At 44.3% G+C, this 17,256-nt stretch carries 19 protein-coding genes; 17 read left to right on the forward strand and 2 right to left on the reverse strand.

Features of this window, described 5'->3' with window-relative positions; translation table 11 throughout:
• The first annotated feature begins 3 nt into the window (after window positions 1-3).
• From BMZ58_RS09565 to BMZ58_RS09600, 8 genes are all read left to right on the forward strand, one after another.
• Complete coding sequence (locus BMZ58_RS09565) at window positions 4-957, forward strand: 3-hydroxyacyl-CoA dehydrogenase NAD-binding domain-containing protein (protein ID WP_075036338.1); 954 nt, start codon at window positions 4-6, stop codon at window positions 955-957.
• 13 nt (window positions 958-970) lie between these two features.
• Window positions 971-1,441 (forward strand): thioesterase family protein, encoded by a 471-nt coding sequence (locus BMZ58_RS09570; RefSeq protein ID WP_075036339.1) that lies wholly within the window; start codon window positions 971-973, stop codon window positions 1,439-1,441.
• 167 nt (window positions 1,442-1,608) lie between these two features.
• Window positions 1,609-2,049: a hypothetical protein gene (locus BMZ58_RS09575; protein ID WP_075036340.1), complete on the forward strand. Its 441-nt coding sequence runs from the start codon at window positions 1,609-1,611 to the stop codon at window positions 2,047-2,049.
• Window positions 2,050-2,610: 561 nt separating this feature from the next.
• Window positions 2,611-3,558, forward strand: coding sequence for a cytochrome aa3 quinol oxidase subunit II (qoxA, locus tag BMZ58_RS09580; RefSeq protein ID WP_075036341.1), 948 nt, complete (start codon window positions 2,611-2,613; stop codon window positions 3,556-3,558).
• A 24-nt stretch (window positions 3,559-3,582) separates the two neighbouring features.
• Window positions 3,583-5,526 carry a cytochrome aa3 quinol oxidase subunit I gene (gene qoxB / locus BMZ58_RS09585; protein ID WP_075036342.1) on the forward strand — a complete coding sequence of 648 codons (1,944 nt, stop codon included), beginning with the start codon at window positions 3,583-3,585 and terminating at the stop codon, window positions 5,524-5,526.
• 1 nt (window position 5,527) lies between these two features.
• On the forward strand, window positions 5,528-6,133 hold the full coding sequence (qoxC, locus tag BMZ58_RS09590; protein ID WP_075036343.1) for a cytochrome aa3 quinol oxidase subunit III: 606 nt from the start codon (window positions 5,528-5,530) through the stop codon (window positions 6,131-6,133).
• A gap of 1 nt (window position 6,134) precedes the next feature.
• On the forward strand, window positions 6,135-6,509 hold the full coding sequence (qoxD, locus tag BMZ58_RS09595; protein WP_075036344.1) for a cytochrome aa3 quinol oxidase subunit IV: 375 nt from the start codon (window positions 6,135-6,137) through the stop codon (window positions 6,507-6,509).
• 21 nt (window positions 6,510-6,530) lie between these two features.
• Window positions 6,531-6,737, forward strand: a complete 207-nt coding sequence (locus BMZ58_RS09600; protein WP_075036345.1) for a cytochrome C oxidase subunit IV family protein — start codon at window positions 6,531-6,533, stop codon at window positions 6,735-6,737.
• 23 nt (window positions 6,738-6,760) lie between these two features.
• Here the strand turns inward: BMZ58_RS09600 and BMZ58_RS09605 are convergent, their stop codons facing one another.
• On the reverse strand, window positions 6,761-7,057 hold the full coding sequence (locus tag BMZ58_RS09605) for a hypothetical protein (RefSeq protein ID WP_075036346.1): 297 nt from the start codon (window positions 7,055-7,057) through the stop codon (window positions 6,761-6,763).
• Between the two features lie 573 nt (window positions 7,058-7,630).
• Between BMZ58_RS09605 and BMZ58_RS09610 the strand changes: the two genes are divergently transcribed.
• The 8 genes from BMZ58_RS09610 to BMZ58_RS09645 all read left to right on the forward strand — a co-directional run bounded on the left by BMZ58_RS09610 (window position 7,631) and on the right by BMZ58_RS09645 (window position 15,428).
• Window positions 7,631-8,455 carry a helix-turn-helix domain-containing protein gene (locus tag BMZ58_RS09610; RefSeq protein WP_075036347.1) on the forward strand — a complete coding sequence of 275 codons (825 nt, stop codon included), beginning with the start codon at window positions 7,631-7,633 and terminating at the stop codon, window positions 8,453-8,455.
• A 192-nt stretch (window positions 8,456-8,647) separates the two neighbouring features.
• The gene (locus BMZ58_RS09615) at window positions 8,648-9,670 is read left to right on the forward strand and encodes an ABC transporter substrate-binding protein (RefSeq protein ID WP_075036348.1); all 1,023 of its coding nucleotides are present in this window, start codon (window positions 8,648-8,650) and stop codon (window positions 9,668-9,670) included.
• 14 nt (window positions 9,671-9,684) lie between these two features.
• Window positions 9,685-11,709 carry an iron ABC transporter permease gene (locus BMZ58_RS09620; protein ID WP_075036349.1) on the forward strand — a complete coding sequence of 675 codons (2,025 nt, stop codon included), beginning with the start codon at window positions 9,685-9,687 and terminating at the stop codon, window positions 11,707-11,709.
• 167 nt (window positions 11,710-11,876) lie between these two features.
• Entirely contained in the window at window positions 11,877-12,845 is a 969-nt protein-coding gene (gene dapF / locus BMZ58_RS09625) for a diaminopimelate epimerase (RefSeq protein ID WP_075036350.1), read from the forward strand.
• Between the two features lie 4 nt (window positions 12,846-12,849).
• Window positions 12,850-13,245 (forward strand): secondary thiamine-phosphate synthase enzyme YjbQ, encoded by a 396-nt coding sequence (locus BMZ58_RS09630; protein WP_075036351.1) that lies wholly within the window; start codon window positions 12,850-12,852, stop codon window positions 13,243-13,245.
• 168 nt (window positions 13,246-13,413) lie between these two features.
• Complete coding sequence (locus BMZ58_RS09635; protein ID WP_075036352.1) at window positions 13,414-13,845, forward strand: Rrf2 family transcriptional regulator; 432 nt, start codon at window positions 13,414-13,416, stop codon at window positions 13,843-13,845.
• A gap of 5 nt (window positions 13,846-13,850) precedes the next feature.
• Window positions 13,851-14,750, forward strand: a complete 900-nt coding sequence (locus BMZ58_RS09640; protein ID WP_075036353.1) for an NAD(P)/FAD-dependent oxidoreductase — start codon at window positions 13,851-13,853, stop codon at window positions 14,748-14,750.
• A gap of 45 nt (window positions 14,751-14,795) precedes the next feature.
• Window positions 14,796-15,428, forward strand: coding sequence for a class I SAM-dependent methyltransferase (locus tag BMZ58_RS09645; RefSeq protein ID WP_075036354.1), 633 nt, complete (start codon window positions 14,796-14,798; stop codon window positions 15,426-15,428).
• A gap of 326 nt (window positions 15,429-15,754) precedes the next feature.
• Here BMZ58_RS09645 and BMZ58_RS09650 read toward each other — a convergent pair whose 3' ends face one another.
• Complete coding sequence (locus BMZ58_RS09650; RefSeq protein WP_075036355.1) at window positions 15,755-16,516, reverse strand: MBL fold metallo-hydrolase; 762 nt, start codon at window positions 16,514-16,516, stop codon at window positions 15,755-15,757.
• 118 nt (window positions 16,517-16,634) lie between these two features.
• Between BMZ58_RS09650 and BMZ58_RS09655 the strand changes: the two genes are divergently transcribed.
• Window positions 16,635-17,051, forward strand: coding sequence for an Lrp/AsnC family transcriptional regulator (locus tag BMZ58_RS09655; protein ID WP_075036356.1), 417 nt, complete (start codon window positions 16,635-16,637; stop codon window positions 17,049-17,051).
• The last annotated feature ends 205 nt before the right edge of the window (window positions 17,052-17,256 follow it).

Genomic DNA, 17,256 nt, shown 5'->3' on the forward strand with positions numbered 1-17,256 from the left:
TATATGTCAGTACAAAAAGTTGCCGTCGTCGGCACAGGTGTAATCGGAAATGGCTGGATTGTCCGCATGCTGGCCCAAGGCTATGATGTCATTGCGACAGATCCAGCAGAAGGAGCGGAAGAACGGATGCGCCAAGCGGTCGATCAATCGTGGCCGTATGTGGAAGCTCTTGGACTTGCAGAAGGTGCTTCTAAAGACCGTTTAACATTTGAAAAAGAATTGGCGGTTGCGGTGAAAGACGCTGATTTTATTCAGGAGAATGTACCAGAAGTAGAAGAATTGAAGCAGACCGTTTTGCAAAACATTGATCAGCATGCAAAATCTGATGCGTTGATCGGCTCCAGTACTTCTGGAATCATGCCATCAGAACTGCAGGCAAACTTGCAGCATCCCGAGCGTTTCGTTGTCGCACACCCGTTCCACCCGGTGTATATCTTGCCGCTCGTGGAAGTTGTTGCAGGAAAACAGACAACAACAGAGAACGTAGACAAAGCGAAGGCTTTTTATGAAAGCTTGAATATGAGTGTGCTATTGGTCCGTCATGAAATTGAAGGTCACATTGCCGATCGTTTAATCGAAGCGATTTGGAGAGAGTCTCTTCATATCGTCAATGAAGGAATCGCAACGACAGAAGAAGTAGACAAAGCGTTCACACACGGAGCAGGGTTGCGCTACGCACAGTACGGACCTTTCCTTACGTTCCACCTGGCAGGGGGCGAAGGAGGCATGCGCCATATGCTGAAACAGTTCGGACCAGCCTTGAAAAAACCATGGACGAAGCTTGAAGCACCGGAATTAACGGACGAGCTATATAATAAGGTAGTTTCTGGCTGTGAACATCAAGCGAATGGCATGTCGATGGCTGAGCTCGACCAAAATCGTAATGAATTTTTGATTCGTCTGTACGATCTAGTCCAGGAATATTGGCCACAGGAAACAGAAAAAGCGAAAGTATAAAGGAGGAGTTCTCGTGGAATCATCCTTTTCTTACAAACAAACCGTGCCATCCGAGTGGGTGGATTACAACGGGCACATGAATGATGCGGAATATAACCGTGCGTTCAGTCTCGCTACCGATGCGTTCATCGATCACATCGGATTGGATGCCAAAGGTCGTGAACAGTATCAGTACACGATTTTCACCCTAGAGACGCATACGTGTTACTTGAAGGAAATGCATGAAGGGAAGGAATTCGAAGTGGTTGCTCGTGTTTTTGATTATGATGCCAAGCGGATCCATCTGTTCCTGACGATGTACAATGCTGATGGAGAGGTTGTCTCTACTCTTGAAGAAATGCTGATGGGCATGGACCAAGACGAGGGACGTCCGGCACCTTTTCCAGATTTAGTAGCGGAGAAAGTGGAAGCGGAATATAAAGTGAACGCTGGTGAAGACACACCGAAGCAAGTCGGCCGCACCATCGGCATCCGCAGGAAGTAATAAGGAATTGTAATGGTAAAATATGTAAGACCTGGTCACCCAGAATCTGGGTGACCAGGTCTTACTTTTTTTGGGTGTTAAAATGTTATTCATTGTATTTTTTAGCCTTAGTAGTAAGCTTGGGGGTATGGAGTGGGATCTTCCAGCAATTATTAGGAGGTTTTTTTATGAAAGCCCGACAAGTGAATAAAACATTCAAGATTGTTGGCATTAATGGACATGGCGCTTTTGCTGATTTTTCAACAGAAGTCCCCGATTTCGCCAGGCAGCTTTTGCTTCGTACGAGAGAAATGGAAGACCATACCAATGGTGAAATTGCTTTGTTTGAACCAAAGAAAGGTGAAAATCATCTGGAAGGTGACTATTATGTAGGAATTGTGGTCCATGATAAGCCTCGTTATATCCCTAGAGGTATGGAGTATATGGAAGTTTCTCGTTCTTACACATCCATAAGAGGTCCGATAGCAGATATTAATTCCCTTTATAAGGAGCTTGCTGATTGGACAGAGAAGGAAGAATATTCTCGGGACTTTGCTTCTTATATAATAGAAACGTATCATCCAACCGAACGAGGGGAAGAAGTAGAGGTTTTTCTTCCTATTGAATAGGTGTAGATATTAAAGGGGAGTTTTATTCTCTTTTTTTATTTTTCTGATTCAATCATTTCATTCAAAGACAGGAAAACGAGGGATAATCATTTTGATTCCTTAAGAATATATTTTATGAACCAATCTACATCTTTTTTTAAAAGGGTTGTAGGTTGGTTTTTGTATGTATCACATTTATAAACCTCCACAGCATTTCTCAAAACCATTCCCGATCGACATGGTAAAAAAAGTAAGACCTGGTCAACCATATTTTGATTGACCAGGTCTTACTTTTTTTACCATATTCGTCCGATTAACTCATCAATATGTCCAATTTTATTATTATTCATCCAACTCGCTTTTGTACTAGTTTTTTGCCTAATTGTTAGTAATTTCCTTGAAAGCGTCTAACATTTGTCGAATTTATTAACAGTTCGTGAACGATGTATGACAAAGTTGTGAACTTGTGTTTGTATTTCTTCAAAATCTGATATAATCAGTCAAGCCCTGATACGTATAACAGCTCCTTGTATTCGAGTTTTATACTTATAATTTAATAGATTGATAGGAGGGTTCAGATTAATGAAAGCTAAACATCTCCGAAATAGATGGTTAGGATTGTTGCCGCTCGGTTTGATTCTTTTCTTAAGCGGGTGCGGGCAACTGGAAATGACTGTGCTTGATCCAAAGGGACCAGTCGCAGAAAGTCAATATGACCTGATTGTATACTCGCTTTGGTTCATGTTAGGTATCATTGTCGTCGTGTTTGCATTGTTTGCATACATGCTTATCAAGTACCGCGAGAACCGTCCGGGACGTAAAGAAAGTGATTATGATCCGAACTTGCACGGAAATACAACGATCGAGGTCGTTTGGACGGTCATTCCGTTCATTATTGTTATTCTTTTATCGATTCCAACCGTTACGACTTTGTATGATTTGGAAAAACCGCCGGAACCTGAAGCAGGGGAAGAGGCGAAGGATCCACTTGTGGTTTATGCCACTACAGCGGATTGGAAATGGTTCTTCAGTTATCCGGAACAGGATATTGAAACCGTCAACTACTTACACATACCGACAGATCGTCCGATTGAATTCCGTTTAACATCTGCTGATTCCATGTCAGCTCTGTGGATCCCGGCCCTTGGCGGTCAAAAGTACAACATGGCGGGTATGATGACGAAATTGTACCTCGAAGCCGATGAAGAAGGGACATACGATGGACGTAACTCGAACTTCAACGGAGAAGGCTTTGCAGCACAAACCTTCAAAGTACATGCCGAAAGTGAGGAAGAGTTCAACACTTGGGCAGAAGAAGTGAAGAACGAAGCTCCTGAGTTGACAGCGGAGCGTTATGATGAACTGCTGCAGCCAGGATTGACGGACAAGGAGTCCTTCTCGAGCACACACTTGGAATACGTACAGCACCATACGAAGGAAGGTATGGGCTACGTAGTAGAGAATTACCGTGAACAATTCAAGAAGAAGCTTCATTTATATGAAATCGAAGAACAAGAAAGCTTCCAATAGAACGTTAAGAAAGCAGGTGAAGACATGCACATTACAGATATTTTAGTCACCGGTGAGCCTATCATTTATGGTGCAATGGTTTCCATGGCGCTAGTGGGCATCGCCCTCTTTTTCCTTTTGACGTATTTCAAAAAGTGGGGATGGCTGTGGCGTGAATGGTTGACGACGGTTGACCATAAGAAAATCGGTGTGATGTATATATTAAGTGCCCTGCTCATGTTATTCCGTGGCGGCGTGGACGCTATGATGATGCGGGTGCAATTAGCATTTCCTGATCTGGGATTCCTGAACTCCCAGCACTATAATGAAATTTTCACAACCCACGGTACGATCATGATCATTTTCATGGCGATGCCGTTCCTGATCGGTTTGATGAACATTATTGTTCCTTTACAAATCGGAGCGCGTGACTTTGCTTTTCCATATTTGAACGCATTAAGTTTCTGGTCGTTCTTCTTCGGAATGGCGCTTTTCAACATTTCCTTCGTTATCGGAGGATCTCCGGATGCTGGTTGGACAAGTTATACCCCACTATCCGGTGCAGCAATGAGTCCGGGACCAGGGCAGAACTTCTATCTTATGGGACTGCAACTATCCGGGATTGGTACCCTGGCAACAGGGATCAACTTGATGGTTACGATTTTGAAAATGCGTGCCCCTGGCATGAAGCTTTTCCATATGCCGATCTTCACATGGTCGACATTGGTCACTTGTTTCATCATCGTATTCGCGTTCCCGATTTTGACTGTAGCTCTTGCACTACTTACGATTGACCGTATTTTCGGTTCCCAGTTCTTCACTTTGACAGGAGAAGGGTTGCCGATGATGTGGGCGAACCTCTTCTGGATGTGGGGACACCCGGAAGTTTATATTGTCATCCTTCCGGCATTCGGTATTTTCTCTGAAGTTATTGCTACTTTCGCGAAAAAACGTTTGTTCGGATATAATGTGATGGTTTGGTCGATGATCGTCATCGCATTGCTCAGTTTCTTAGTATGGGTGCACCACTTCTTTACGATGGGCGCCGGTGCTTTCGTCAACTCCGTATTCTCCATTTCGACTATGTTGATCGCCGTACCGACCGGAGTGAAGATATTCAACTGGCTGGCAACCTTATATAAATCGAAAATCGAGTTCACTGTACCGATGTTATGGTCACTGGCATTCATCCCGAGTTTCATTCTTGGTGGTGTCACAGGAGTCATGCTCGGTATGGCGGCTGCGGACTATCAGTTCCACAACTCGTACTTCCTGATCGCACACTTCCACTACGTGCTGATTGCTGGTACCGTATTTGCTTGTTTTGCAGGCCTTGTGTTCTGGTATCCGAAAATGTTCGGTCACAAGATGAACGAACGTCTTGGTAAGTGGGCTTTCTGGTTGTTCTTCTTTGGCTTCCATGTCTGCTTCTTCCCGCAGTACTTCCTTGGACTTGATGGAATGCCGCGTCGTTTGTTCATTACAAACGTTGTCGAATGGCTGCCGTTGAACGTCATTTCTACGGTAGGAGCGTTCGGTATGGGACTTGGTTTCATCGTATTCGTCTACAACGTTTACTACAGCTTCCGTTACAGTGAGCGTGAAACAACGGGCGACTCCTGGAACGGAAATGGACGTACGCTTGAGTGGGCGACAACGACACCAGTTCCTTATTACAACTTTGCAACAGTACCGTACGTGGATGAAATCGATCCATATGTCCGCATGAAAGAAGAAGGAAAAACAACATTCGAAGAATCCAAAGTGAAGCCGATTCATATGCCGAGTTACACAGGTCAACCATTCATTATGATGGCTTTCCTTGGTCTGGCAAGCTTCGGACTTGTATTCGAATGGATGTATGTAGCGGTCTTCGGATTGCTCGGAGGCGTCGTTATGATGATCCGCCGTTCCTTCGACTATGATGACGGTTATTATGTACCGGTAGAAGAAATCAAACGCACCGAGAAAAAAGCGAGGGGGTTATGATATGGCTGCAGAAGAACTGAAGACAGGGCCATTAGAGTATCGCACCCAAGAAGGTCAGATGGGCATCATGGGCTTTTGGATCTTCCTAGGCGCCGAGGTCGTCCTCTTTTCCACCTTGTTTGCGACCTATGCCGTACTGTTCGGACGTACTGCTGATGCGCCGCATCCAGGTGAATTATTCGAGCCGGGCATCGTCCTCATCATGACTTTCTTGCTCCTTACAAGTAGTTTTACTTGTGGGCTGGCGATTCACGAAATGCGCCGGGGTTCTGTGAAAGGCTTAACGATATGGATGGCTATTACCCTGGCATTAGGTTTAGGCTTCCTTGGTTTTGAAATATACGAGTTTGTACACTATGCCCACGAAGGTGCTACGATTCAGTCCAGTGCCTTCTGGTCTGCATTCTTTATCCTGGCCGGTACCCACGGCTTGCACGTAACATTGGGAATCGGCTGGGCAATCCTGCTCTTGATCCAAATCAAGCAGCGTGGACTTACAAACGTCACTAGCCGTAAATTCTTTATTATCAGCTTATATTGGCACTTCCTTGATGTCATTTGGATTTTCATCTTTACAAGTGTCTATCTGATTGGGATGGTGATTTAATATGGCCAATTCAAAAAAACGCGTCCCTATGAATCATGTCATTGGATTTGTCTTGTCATTAGTCATGACATTGGTTGCTGCATGGGCGGCTATCGGATCTGACTTACCTGTAACATGGATCATTATCGGAATCATGATACTTGCCTTGTTGCAGGCTGGTGTGCAATTGTTCATGTTCATGCACGTGACAGAAGCAGAAAGCGGAAATGGGCATGTCCCATGGAATATGATGTTCCACGGGTTTGCCCTGGCTGGAATCATTGTAGCAGGATCACTGTTCACGATGTCCTTCGGCTTTGACCACGATCATGGTGGAGGTGGCGGCGACCACCAGCAGCACGAAGAACAAGAACAACAAGACCATAGCGGTCACTAAAAACAAACGGGGGTTATAAGGATGGAACAAAAACGAAACATGCCTATAGAGGCCGGCTGGCCATGGAAAGATTTAATCGGATTTATCCTTTGCATTGCATTGACGGCATTTGCCTTAGGTGGTGTCTTGTACTCTACTTATGACCCTAAGTTTGTTCTTATCATTCTGACAGGACTGAGCTTCACCCAAGCGATGATCCAACTGGTTAAACTGCAACCGAAAGATTAAAAAAAGAAACGCTTCTTTCCTAATTAGGAAAGGAGCGTTTCTTTTTCTTTGTTCAAGCTTTCTTGATAAGCGGGACTTGCTTTTACTGTTGCCATGATGAACATCACCCAGGCGACATGTGCGCCGATCAGTCCTAAATAGAACATCGACCATGTGATAGAGAACGCGCCGGGATTTGTGTAAATGGTGACCTGGAAAAAGTAGAGCCACATGCCGATAAGTAAAATCGATTGCACAACGGCTAAGGATGTTTTTTTAGTAATTAAAAATAGGAATGGAGCAACGGTAGCTAATAGTAAGAACATTACAATCATACCCATGAAAATCATCTCCTTTTGGATGTTTCTTCCTTGAAAATGTTTTCTTTGATTATATTGTAACAAATAATTCTCACTTTGGACACAAAATGTTCATAATTAGGCTTACATTTTTAGATTTTCCTTTTTGCTGCCTTGTTAAACAATATTTTTCACTAAATAGAGCAGACCTGATTCCGAGATCTTTTTGTACTATAGGGGCTCCAGGAAACGGTTCGCTTTCCGTGGGCATGTGGTGAGCTTCCTCAGACTTCGTCTTCCGGGATCTCACCTATCATGTTCATCCCACAGGAGTCTCACCGTTTCCTTCCGCCCCTTTGCCGTATGAAGCACTTCGGAATCGCTCTCCATTCCGTCTACGGGGGAGTGTTGAGAAAAGCTGTTGTAGAGCCTTTTCATAATAGCTCCCTGTCCTGCTCTTCCAGCAGTTTCGAGATACACTTAACTATTTGCCTCGAAACTGATTCTTCAAAAGTAGGGAGCTTTTGTGGAAATTAAAAAAATGATTTTTCTTAGACACCAAACTTCGACTTCTTTCGATTATAGAGTAAGACGATGAAATGGGAGTTGGAGAGAATGGATATGAATTGGATTCGGGAGCAGCAGCAGTTCAAAGATAAAAAGGAGCTCGATTACCACGTGCGCAGTTTTCTTTACAAAAGAAAGGCCGCCTTGTCAGAAGGGACGTTTCAGGTACTGACATTTATCTGGCGTCATGCGGTGAAATATCCCGGTGTCGCTTTTCCGAAAAGGGCGACGATTGTGGATGGTACAGGTTTGAGCGAGAGCACGGTTATCCGGGCGCTCCGATGCATAGTGAAAGAAGGCCTGATCAAGAAGGTGACCACAAAGAAACCGAATGGCCGTCAGGGAGGAAATTTACTCGTGTTTCTTCCGCAGACGGATCTTTTTTTACCCTCTGATGACACCCCACCTGACACCCTTCGTGACACTCCTCAGAAAAAGGAAAACAAGCACCAGGACAAGCCTCAAAGGACAAATTCGACGACGGAAACAAAGAATAATCAGTGTAAATCTTCTTTTAGTAAAGTAGTACCGTTTGATGCTTCCTTTTTGCCATCGTTCATTCCTGCTTCTTTCATTGAAACAAGCCAACCTTATTTAGGTGTGGAACAAGTATTGCCTGCGTGGAGGACAGTGCAGAGTGCCTATCGTCAGTGGAAATTGGAATCTCCTATAGAAGATTACTTGGAAGTTATCAATCAGACGTTCAAACGAGCAGTTTTTGCCTATAAAAAAGGTCTTGTGCGTACGGAATTATTGCGCTATTTTTATGGTGGGCTGATGGAAGTATGGAAGCAGATTGCTCGCAAGGAAGGCTTTACTTTGGGGAAGGAGCTCATTTTCTATAATTGGTTGGAGGAAGAGACTGCTGAATAACCCGACATCTTTTTTAAGCTAAATGGGTGAGAAATATTTCATTGACAGAAAATTGAGTCTCAGGTAGGATTATAGATGTTGATGATAATGAGAATCTTTATCAGTTGTTTGATTTTTCTAAATAAGGGTATGAAAATGGTATCGCTGGTAAACGATTCTACATAATAGAAAAGTTCGAGAGGGTGTTTATACATGAAAAAGGTTTGGTTGTTCGCCCTGTTGTTAGGGCTGGTTCTCCTTGCTGCGTGTGGCGGAGGAACCGACGAAGGTTCTGAGAATGAGGAGACCAATGATCAAGAAGAAAAAGAAGAGGAAACATCAGAAGGGGAAGAAACCCGTTCGATAACGATTGAAGATGCTACAGGGGAAAAAACGATTGAAGGAACACCGAAGAAAGTGGTCGTCCTTGAGTGGACATATGCAGAAAACCTTCAAGCACTTGGTATGGAGCCAGTCGGCGTTGCTGGTCTGGATCAGTATGGCGACTGGGTGAATGTAGGGATTCCATTCAGTGAGGATGTCGAGGACGTCGGGACTCGCCAAGAGCCGAACTTAGAAGCGATTTCTCGCTTGGATCCGGATTTGATTATCGGTGTCGATTTCCGTCATGAAGCAATTAAGGAAGACTTGGAGAGTATCGCTCCGACGGTAATGTTCGCGCCTTATTCGGAAGAAGCGGCACAGGATCAATTCCAAAACATGATTGATGAATTCAACACAATGGCTAAAATTGTTGATAAAGAAGATAAAGCAGATGAAGTGCTTATGAACATGGAAGAGACGTTCACAGAGCAGCAAGCCCGTCTCGAGGAAGCGGATAAAGATGGGATGAATTACGTAATCTCACAAGCATTCACTATGCAGGATACACCGACATTGCGTTTATTCACAGATAATTCGATGGTAGCTAAGATCATGAATAATCTTGGTATGGAGAACGATTATGAATCCGAAGAGCTTGAAATTTATGGCTACACGGAAACGACGGTGGAAGCACTGCAAAACTACCAGGATTCCAACTTCTTCTACATCGTTCAGGAAGAGGATAATATTTTTGAAGAACAACTGGCTGGAAACCCTGTCTGGGAAGACCTTGGATTTGTCCAGGAAGGCCGCACCTATCAAATGCCGGGTGATGCCTGGACATTCGGTGGACCACTTTCAGCAGAAGTTCTAGCTGAACAAGTAGTCAACGCGGCACTGGAAGAAAACTGAAGTGAGTGGGTTTTATGAATTCGACGCTTAAGAACACAATGATTGCGGTTCTCACCTTCGGAGGTGGGACCGCGTTGTTGTGTCTTTTAACTTTTATACATATCAATCAAGGGAATGTAGAAATTCCACTATCAACTGTTGTTGATGCTCTGATCAGTCCGCAGGATACGCTGCAGCATCACACGGTCCGTACGCTCCGCATGCCGCGTGCAGTCATGGGAATCATCGCGGGTGGAGCGCTTGCGGTGTCTGGGGTCATTTTGCAGACGGTAACGAAAAACCCGTTGTCTTCGGCAAGTACGCTCGGGATTCATTCGGGGACGTATTTTGCTGTTGTAGTAACGACGATATTTGTGCCGACAGCAATGATCGGTAATGGGATCGTAACAGCGTTTCTCGGGGGCATTCTAACGTTCTTATTTGTATACGTGCTGTCTGGTGGTTCGGATGCGACTCCTGTCCGGATGGTGCTTGCCGGGATGATTGTGACGTTCTTATTTTCAGCACTGACTTCGGTATTGCAAATTTTTTATGAAAATGAGACACAGGGATTGTTCTTGTGGGGATCTGGCACCCTGATTCAAAATGATTGGGACGGGGTGTCGTTTTCCCTTCCTGTTATCGTTGTCGGAGTAATCGTAACCTTAGTGTTTTCAAGTAAACTCGATACCCTGACACTTGGGGATGATGTGGCCACAGCACTTGGGCAAAATGTCCGTACAGTAAAGGTTGTCACGATCATCGCAGCCGTACTGTTGACGAGTGTGACAGTAAGTATCGTCGGACCGATCGGTTTTGTCGGACTAGTGGCTCCGCATTTAATCAAATTGATCGGGTACCGTGCTCATTTGCCGTTAATTTTAGGTTCCTTCTTATGGGGAGGCAACGTGCTCCTGCTTGCCGACGTCCTTGCCCGGGTGATCGATCCGTCGTTTAATGAATTGCCTGTCGGGGCTATTACGGCGCTTGTAGGTTCGCCGTGGCTCATCTGGCTTGTCATGCGCATGAAGAGGAGTAACAGCCAGGACTCGGGAGCAATTATGGCCGGGAAAAATTCGGCGACATTGTCGATGGCTAAGTTACTTCCAGTGCTTCTCCTGCTTATCGGCCTGACTCTACTCGTAAGTCTTGCTTCTGGTAACTATGGTTTTGAACCTCTGGTCACCTACAACGCCTTTTTCGGGGAAGCGAATGATTTCCTGCGTGGATTGATTATTGACTTAAGGCTGCCGAGAGCGCTTGTCGCGTTGTTCAGTGGAGCGGTTCTAGCAGTCAGTGGCTTGATTTTCCAAGGGGTGTTACGAAATCCACTGGCGGATCCGTCGGTGATCGGGATCACTTCTGGTGCTGGTGTCGGTGCGTTGATGACGATGTATTGGTTCAGTGTTTCAGCGGTCTGGATTCCAGTAGGTGCGATGGCAGGGGCGTTAGTTTTCTTCCTCGTCGTCATGGTGTTAGGGGCAAAAGCTGAATTCCAACCGACTGTTTTGGCCCTGCTTGGAATAGGGATGTCTGCATTTGGTTCCGCGCTAATTCAGATCATGGTCGTGCAGTCAGACCTTGGCGTTGCCTCTGCTCTGACGTGGCTCTCTGGGACAACGTACGCGAAAGGCTGGGCAGAGTTGTTACAGTATTTAATTTGGCCTGTACTATTGTTCATTCCGCTATTAGCCTTTTATATTAAAACACTTGATGTGTTGTCCCTTGGGGATGATACCGCAAAAGGGCTTGGATTACGGGTTGTCAGTGTTCGTTTCCAAATGGCATTGATTGCGACATTGCTTGCCGCCTGTAGTGTGGCCGCGGTCGGTTCGATCGGTTTCGTCGGGTTGATAGCTCCACACCTTGCAAGATTGCTTGTCGGAAGTGTCAATCAGAAGCTGTTACCTGTTACGATGCTGATCGGTGGGGCGCTGCTTGTAGTAGCTGACTTGTTCAGTCGGACACTGCTCGCTCCGAACGAAATTCCTTCAGGTATTCTCGTTGCACTGATTGGTGCGCCTTATTTCTTATGGTTGATGAAAAAGCGTGCGGCCTAATGGTCACACGCTTTTTTTTCTGGTCCTTTACCATTCGTCTTGCAGAGGGGGGAGCTTGCTTTCTCCACTTTTTCAGCATGTGGGGATCAGTAAGGCACTTTCACTTTCGTTTTTGCGTATGTATGCTATGATGAGAAAAAATATGAACGCCAGGGGAGAGTTATGAGATGAAAATACCTTTTATTAAATGCCATGGATCAGGAAATGACTTTATCTTGATCGACGAAATCGAGAATGACTTTGGATTTTCAGAAAAAGACCGACGAGAGCTTTCTATCTTGTTGTGTGACCGGCAGGATGGCATCGGATCAGATGGTATCTTGTTCGTCATGCCGAGTGATAAAGCAGAAGGACGGATGCGTATGTTCAACTCTGATGGAACAGAGGCGGAAATGTGCGGGAACGGCCTCCGTTGTGTTGCGCGTCACATGATTGAAAAGCTGGGGAAAACAGAAATTGCGATTGAAACAGAAAAAGCGGTGCTTCCTGTCAGCCAGGTGGAGGAAATTTTTCCGGAAATCGATACATTTTCAGTCATGATTGATCCTGTTTCCTTTAAAGTGGAATCCTTGCCAATGAATTATAATGGAGAGGAAGCGGTGGATGTAGCTATACCTGAATTGTCTGCAGAACGTACTTTTACAGCTTTGAGCGTACCGAATCCACATATCGTGAGCATCGTGGACAATGTGGATCAAGACGAACTGTCAGCGGTAGGGAAAAAGGCGAACGATTTGCCGGAAGTCTTTCCGAATGGTGTGAACGTAAGCTATGTGCAAATTTTAGAGAAGAATAAAATCTTTGTTCGTACGTTTGAGCGTGGCGTCGGTCTGACCAATGCTTGCGGGACGGCGATGAGTGCCTCTTCCTTGGTCTCGACGATTCTCGGCCCGAACGAAAAGGACACACCGATTGTCGTCATCAATAAAGGTGGTCTTGTCAATTGTGTCGTCGAAAAAGAGGAGGGACGTTTCTCCATTCAATTACGCGGGAATGGTACCAATGTCTATCAGGCAGTCGTAGATGTTGACCCGGAAGCCCGGACATTTGCCGTGTCTGAGCAAAGCTTTTTTGAAAAAGAGAATAAAACGTATGAAAAATTAGAAGCATTCGCCGCTTCGGAAATAGGAGGTTGATACGATGTTGAAGACCTTTCAAGTGAAGACCAGTCATCATGATCAAATGATTGATGTTACCGATCAAGTACAGGACTGGGTGAGTGAACAAGGGGTGAAAGATGGTGTGATTGTTGTGCAGTCGATGCACACGACGGCCGGACTCACCGTCAATGAAAACGCCGACCCGGATGTGAAAACAGATATGCTGAACCGTTTCCGGGAAGTGTATCCATGGGAGCATCCAGAAGACCGCCATGCGGAAGGCAATACGGCTGCACATATGAAAACAAGCACGGTCGGACATGCCCAGACTTTGTTGGTAGAAGACGGGCGCCTGGTTCTCGGTACATGGCAGGGACTTTATTTCTGTGAATTTGATGGACCAAGAAACCGGAAGTTTGTTGCGAAGTTTTTATAGGAAGATAGGAAAAGCGGGACGAAGGAAAGATTTCGTCCTGCTTTTTTTATATATGGCAGCCAGTAAATAGAACGATATAAGTTGACACCATTGTTCCGTGGTGATAAAGTATTATTTGAATTATAGACAACAATAGTCTTTAATATCCTTAATAAGGAGGAGATAATAATGAAATACTCAAAAGCAACGAATTACGCCTTACACACGATGGTTTATTTAGTTTCCTTACCTAAAGGAACGACTGTTGGTGTTCAGCGATTGGCAGCGATGCAGGATTTGTCTCCCACTTATCTCTCCAAAATTTTAACGAAACTCGCAAAAGGTGGGTGGATTGAATCTACCCCAGGCGTTAAAGGAGGGTATAAGGTGTCGAAAAAGAAAGAGAAGATTTCTTTCTTAGACATTATCAAAGCCGTCGAAGGAGAGTCCCAGTTATTCCACTGTTCCCTGGATCATAATGAAGACTGCCTGATTGAAAATGTGATGATCCAAGCGGAGCAAAACATGAAGGAAGACCTGGCAAACAAATATCTTATAGATATAGCTGATAAGATGGAAGAAAAACGGCTGGAACACACACATGCAAAGGAAGAGAGCTGATATAAATGATGTTGGATTGTGCTGTAATCGGAGGAGGACCAGCTGGATTGAATGCTTCCTTGGTCCTTGGAAGGTCCAGACGAGCGACCGTGCTTTTTGATAATGAACAACCTCGAAATGCGGTAACCCAGGAAGCTCATGGGTTTATGACGAGAGATGGAATCAATCCGGGAGAGTTAAGACGCCTGGCTAGAGAAGAACTTGGAAAGTACCCAGACGTCCATATAAAGAAGCAAAAAGTGACAAGGGTATGGAAGCATGATGGGATATTTTCTATGGAGACAGAGGAAGGGGATCTCTATACGGCAAAAAAAGTTATAGTAGCGACAGGTCTTAAAGAACGGTTGCCAGAAATACCCCATATCCATCAATTTTACGGAACGAGCTTATTCAGCTGTCCTTTCTGTGATGGATGGGAACTAAGAGACCGCCCATTGGCTGTCATTGCCGAAAATTCAGGAGCCCTTCATATGACGAAGGTTGTTTATAACTGGTCCAGGGATCTGGTTGTTTGTACGAATGGAAAGCAAACGTTATCGGGAGAGGAAAAGCGGCTTTTAGAAGAAAAAGGAGTGACCGTATATGAACAGCCGATCGCTGCCTTAACTGGGGATCAAGGCGATTTGAAGCAAATCTCATTTAATGATGGGACGACCATTTCCCGTGACGGAGGATTTGTCATAACAGAATTGGAACAAGCCGCATCGATCGGAGAGGGTTTGGGATGTGAATTTAACAATCAAGGTGCTATCAAAACGGATGGCATCGGTCGGACCAGTGTCGATGGAGTATTTGCCTGTGGCGATGCTTCGATCATCGCCCCTTCCCAATTAATCATTGCGGCCGCGGAAGGCAGCAAAGCCGCCATAGGTGTCAACGCCGCCCTGGTGGAGGAAAACTTTTAACAGGACTTTTACACTTTATATAAATTTTATTCCAGGAGGATTTTTATGAAAAACCACGAAAACGTAAATTCTATCGACAAGTTTAGAAAAAAGGTAGCTTATTTGGATAGCAGCCAGCGAAGAGAGCAATTCTCGCCGGAAAGTTTACTGGATTCTCTCCAGATTCAGCGTCATGATCACTTATTGGATGTTGGTGCTGGAACAGGTTTCTTAACCATCCCAGCGGCCAAGAGGACGGATGGAACGGTATATGCCCTGGATATCGATGCAAACATGATAGGTTTGCTAGAATCCAAGGCAAAAGAGGAAGGGATAGAAAATATTCAAACCATCCAAGCTGGTATGAAAGACAGTTCCTTACCAAATGATTCGGTTGATGTAGTGATGGCATCTTTAGTTCTCCATGAAATCAACCCTCTAGCGGAAACGTTACAAGATATTAAGCAGGTTCTTAAACAAAATGGATTCTTCGTTTGTGTGGAATTAGAAGATGACCCAAATAATAATCATCCAAGAATCTCTTCCACTCGAATGGAACAGGAATTAACCAAAGCGGGATTTCATATCCATCAGAAGTTTTATCCGACCGAATCTATCTATGTCTTCATTGTTCAAAAACCAGCTGATTCGATGGAGCAATATTTTTTTGGCTTAATTACGGATATTAAGAGTCTTTAATATATGTTATATGGTGGGGCGATTATTCTTTAGGAATAGTCGTCTTTTCTATGAGGAAATGGTAACTCTAGCTGGGTGTCTACGTAAAGAAAAGAAAAGGAGCACATTTGCTGGTGAATAGAATGAAGGGAGAATGGTCACCTTGGAGGCCTGCTTAAAATGGGGATTTGTTCTTCTATATGAAGGCGAAACGAAAAGAATGTATTTAACTGTGGTAACCATGGATTCTTTAAAGGTTAATTGATTCTAATTTTTGAAAAAACCGCTGATAAAAGGTGTGAAATAGAGAAAGCCCCTTAAAGGGACTTCCTCAATCCATGACATTTTCAGTAGGAATAAGAATCGCCATCTTCAGGAACGAAAATGTTGGAGCTGATTCCTTCCTGATGAATAAAGTCTCTTAGTTCGTTCCTTGATAATGTCCAGTGGTTGACGGCTTCCATATGCACGACGATGATTTTGGCATTGGGGGCGGCTTTAGCTACTGAATGGATATCTTCTTTCCCCATGACGAGTGAACCCCCCTGGTGGAATTGGTTGTCCCCGCCGTTGACTACAATGATATCCGGCTGGTGGTTTTCGATTTCTTTTTCGACGGCCTCATACCATACCGTGTCTCCTGCTACATATAACGTTTGCTCTTCCGGATGTTTGAAAACAATCCCGCACACTTCGCCGGCAAGTTTCAAAATTTCTCCTCTGCCGTGCTGTCCGTCTGTTTTAATGAGTTCGATATCTTCGAAAACGGTTTGTTCTGTCAGCACTTCTACATGGTGAAAGCCGGCACTCTGCACTTCTTCACGATCGGCTTCATTCTGGACAAACAGTTGGATATCTTTTGGCAAAACATCTTTAGCTGCATCGTCAAAATGGTCTAAATGGAGATGAGTGACAATCACCGCATCCACATCTTTCATGATATCATCGACAGATGTCGGCAATTCTACTAATGGGTTGTTTTGATCTTGCCTCGGTGAATCTGGAAAGGGAGGGTATGTTCCTTTCTCTGCAAGCATCGGATCTATTAATATTTTACGACCTGCATACTCTACAAGGAGAGTTGCATTTCGAATGTGTTTAATCTTCATCCATTCCCACTCCTTTTATATTTACTACCTATATTTTATACTTAGATAAAGATGGAAGGACATAGATAAAATCAAGTCTTTCCGTGGTTTTACTTTATTAATGAAAGGATTTACGTATATGTTGGATGCGACAGATAGAAAGATACTGGATCAATTATCACAAAACAGCAGGATTACAATGAAAGAACTGGGCGATAACGTGCATCTGACAGGACAAGCGGCTGCAGCACGGGTGGCTAAGCTGGAAGACCAAGGCATCATTGAAGGGTACACGATTAACGTCAACAAGAAAAAGATGGGGCTTCCTGTCCATGCATTCATCACTATTTTTACTAAAAACACCAATCACAAGCCATACCTGGACTTTATTGAATCTGAAAAGGAATTTGTGATCAACAATTATAAAATCAGTGGAGGTGGATGCTATCTTCTGGAGTGTAAATTTCCATCCCACGAACGATTGGATGAGTTTTTGGTTGATTTGAATAGACAGGCAAACTATCAATTGTCAATCGTGATCAATAAAGCAACCTAACGTGATATTCATGAAGAAAAGTCTGCCAGCGATGGAGGCTTTTTTTATTTTAAAAGAAGGATATTGCCATAGAAAACTTCCATCATACAGACAAGCTGGGAATAAAAGAAGATGTTACAACCTCTGTATAAATTTACTAATAGGAGAGATGCTAAAGCTGATTCTGTGTGAGGAGGTTTTTATATTGGCGAAAGACAACCATAAA

Source organism: Halobacillus dabanensis (assembly GCF_900114165.1).
Taxonomy (GTDB): domain Bacteria; phylum Bacillota; class Bacilli; order Bacillales; family Halobacillaceae; genus Halobacillus; species Halobacillus dabanensis.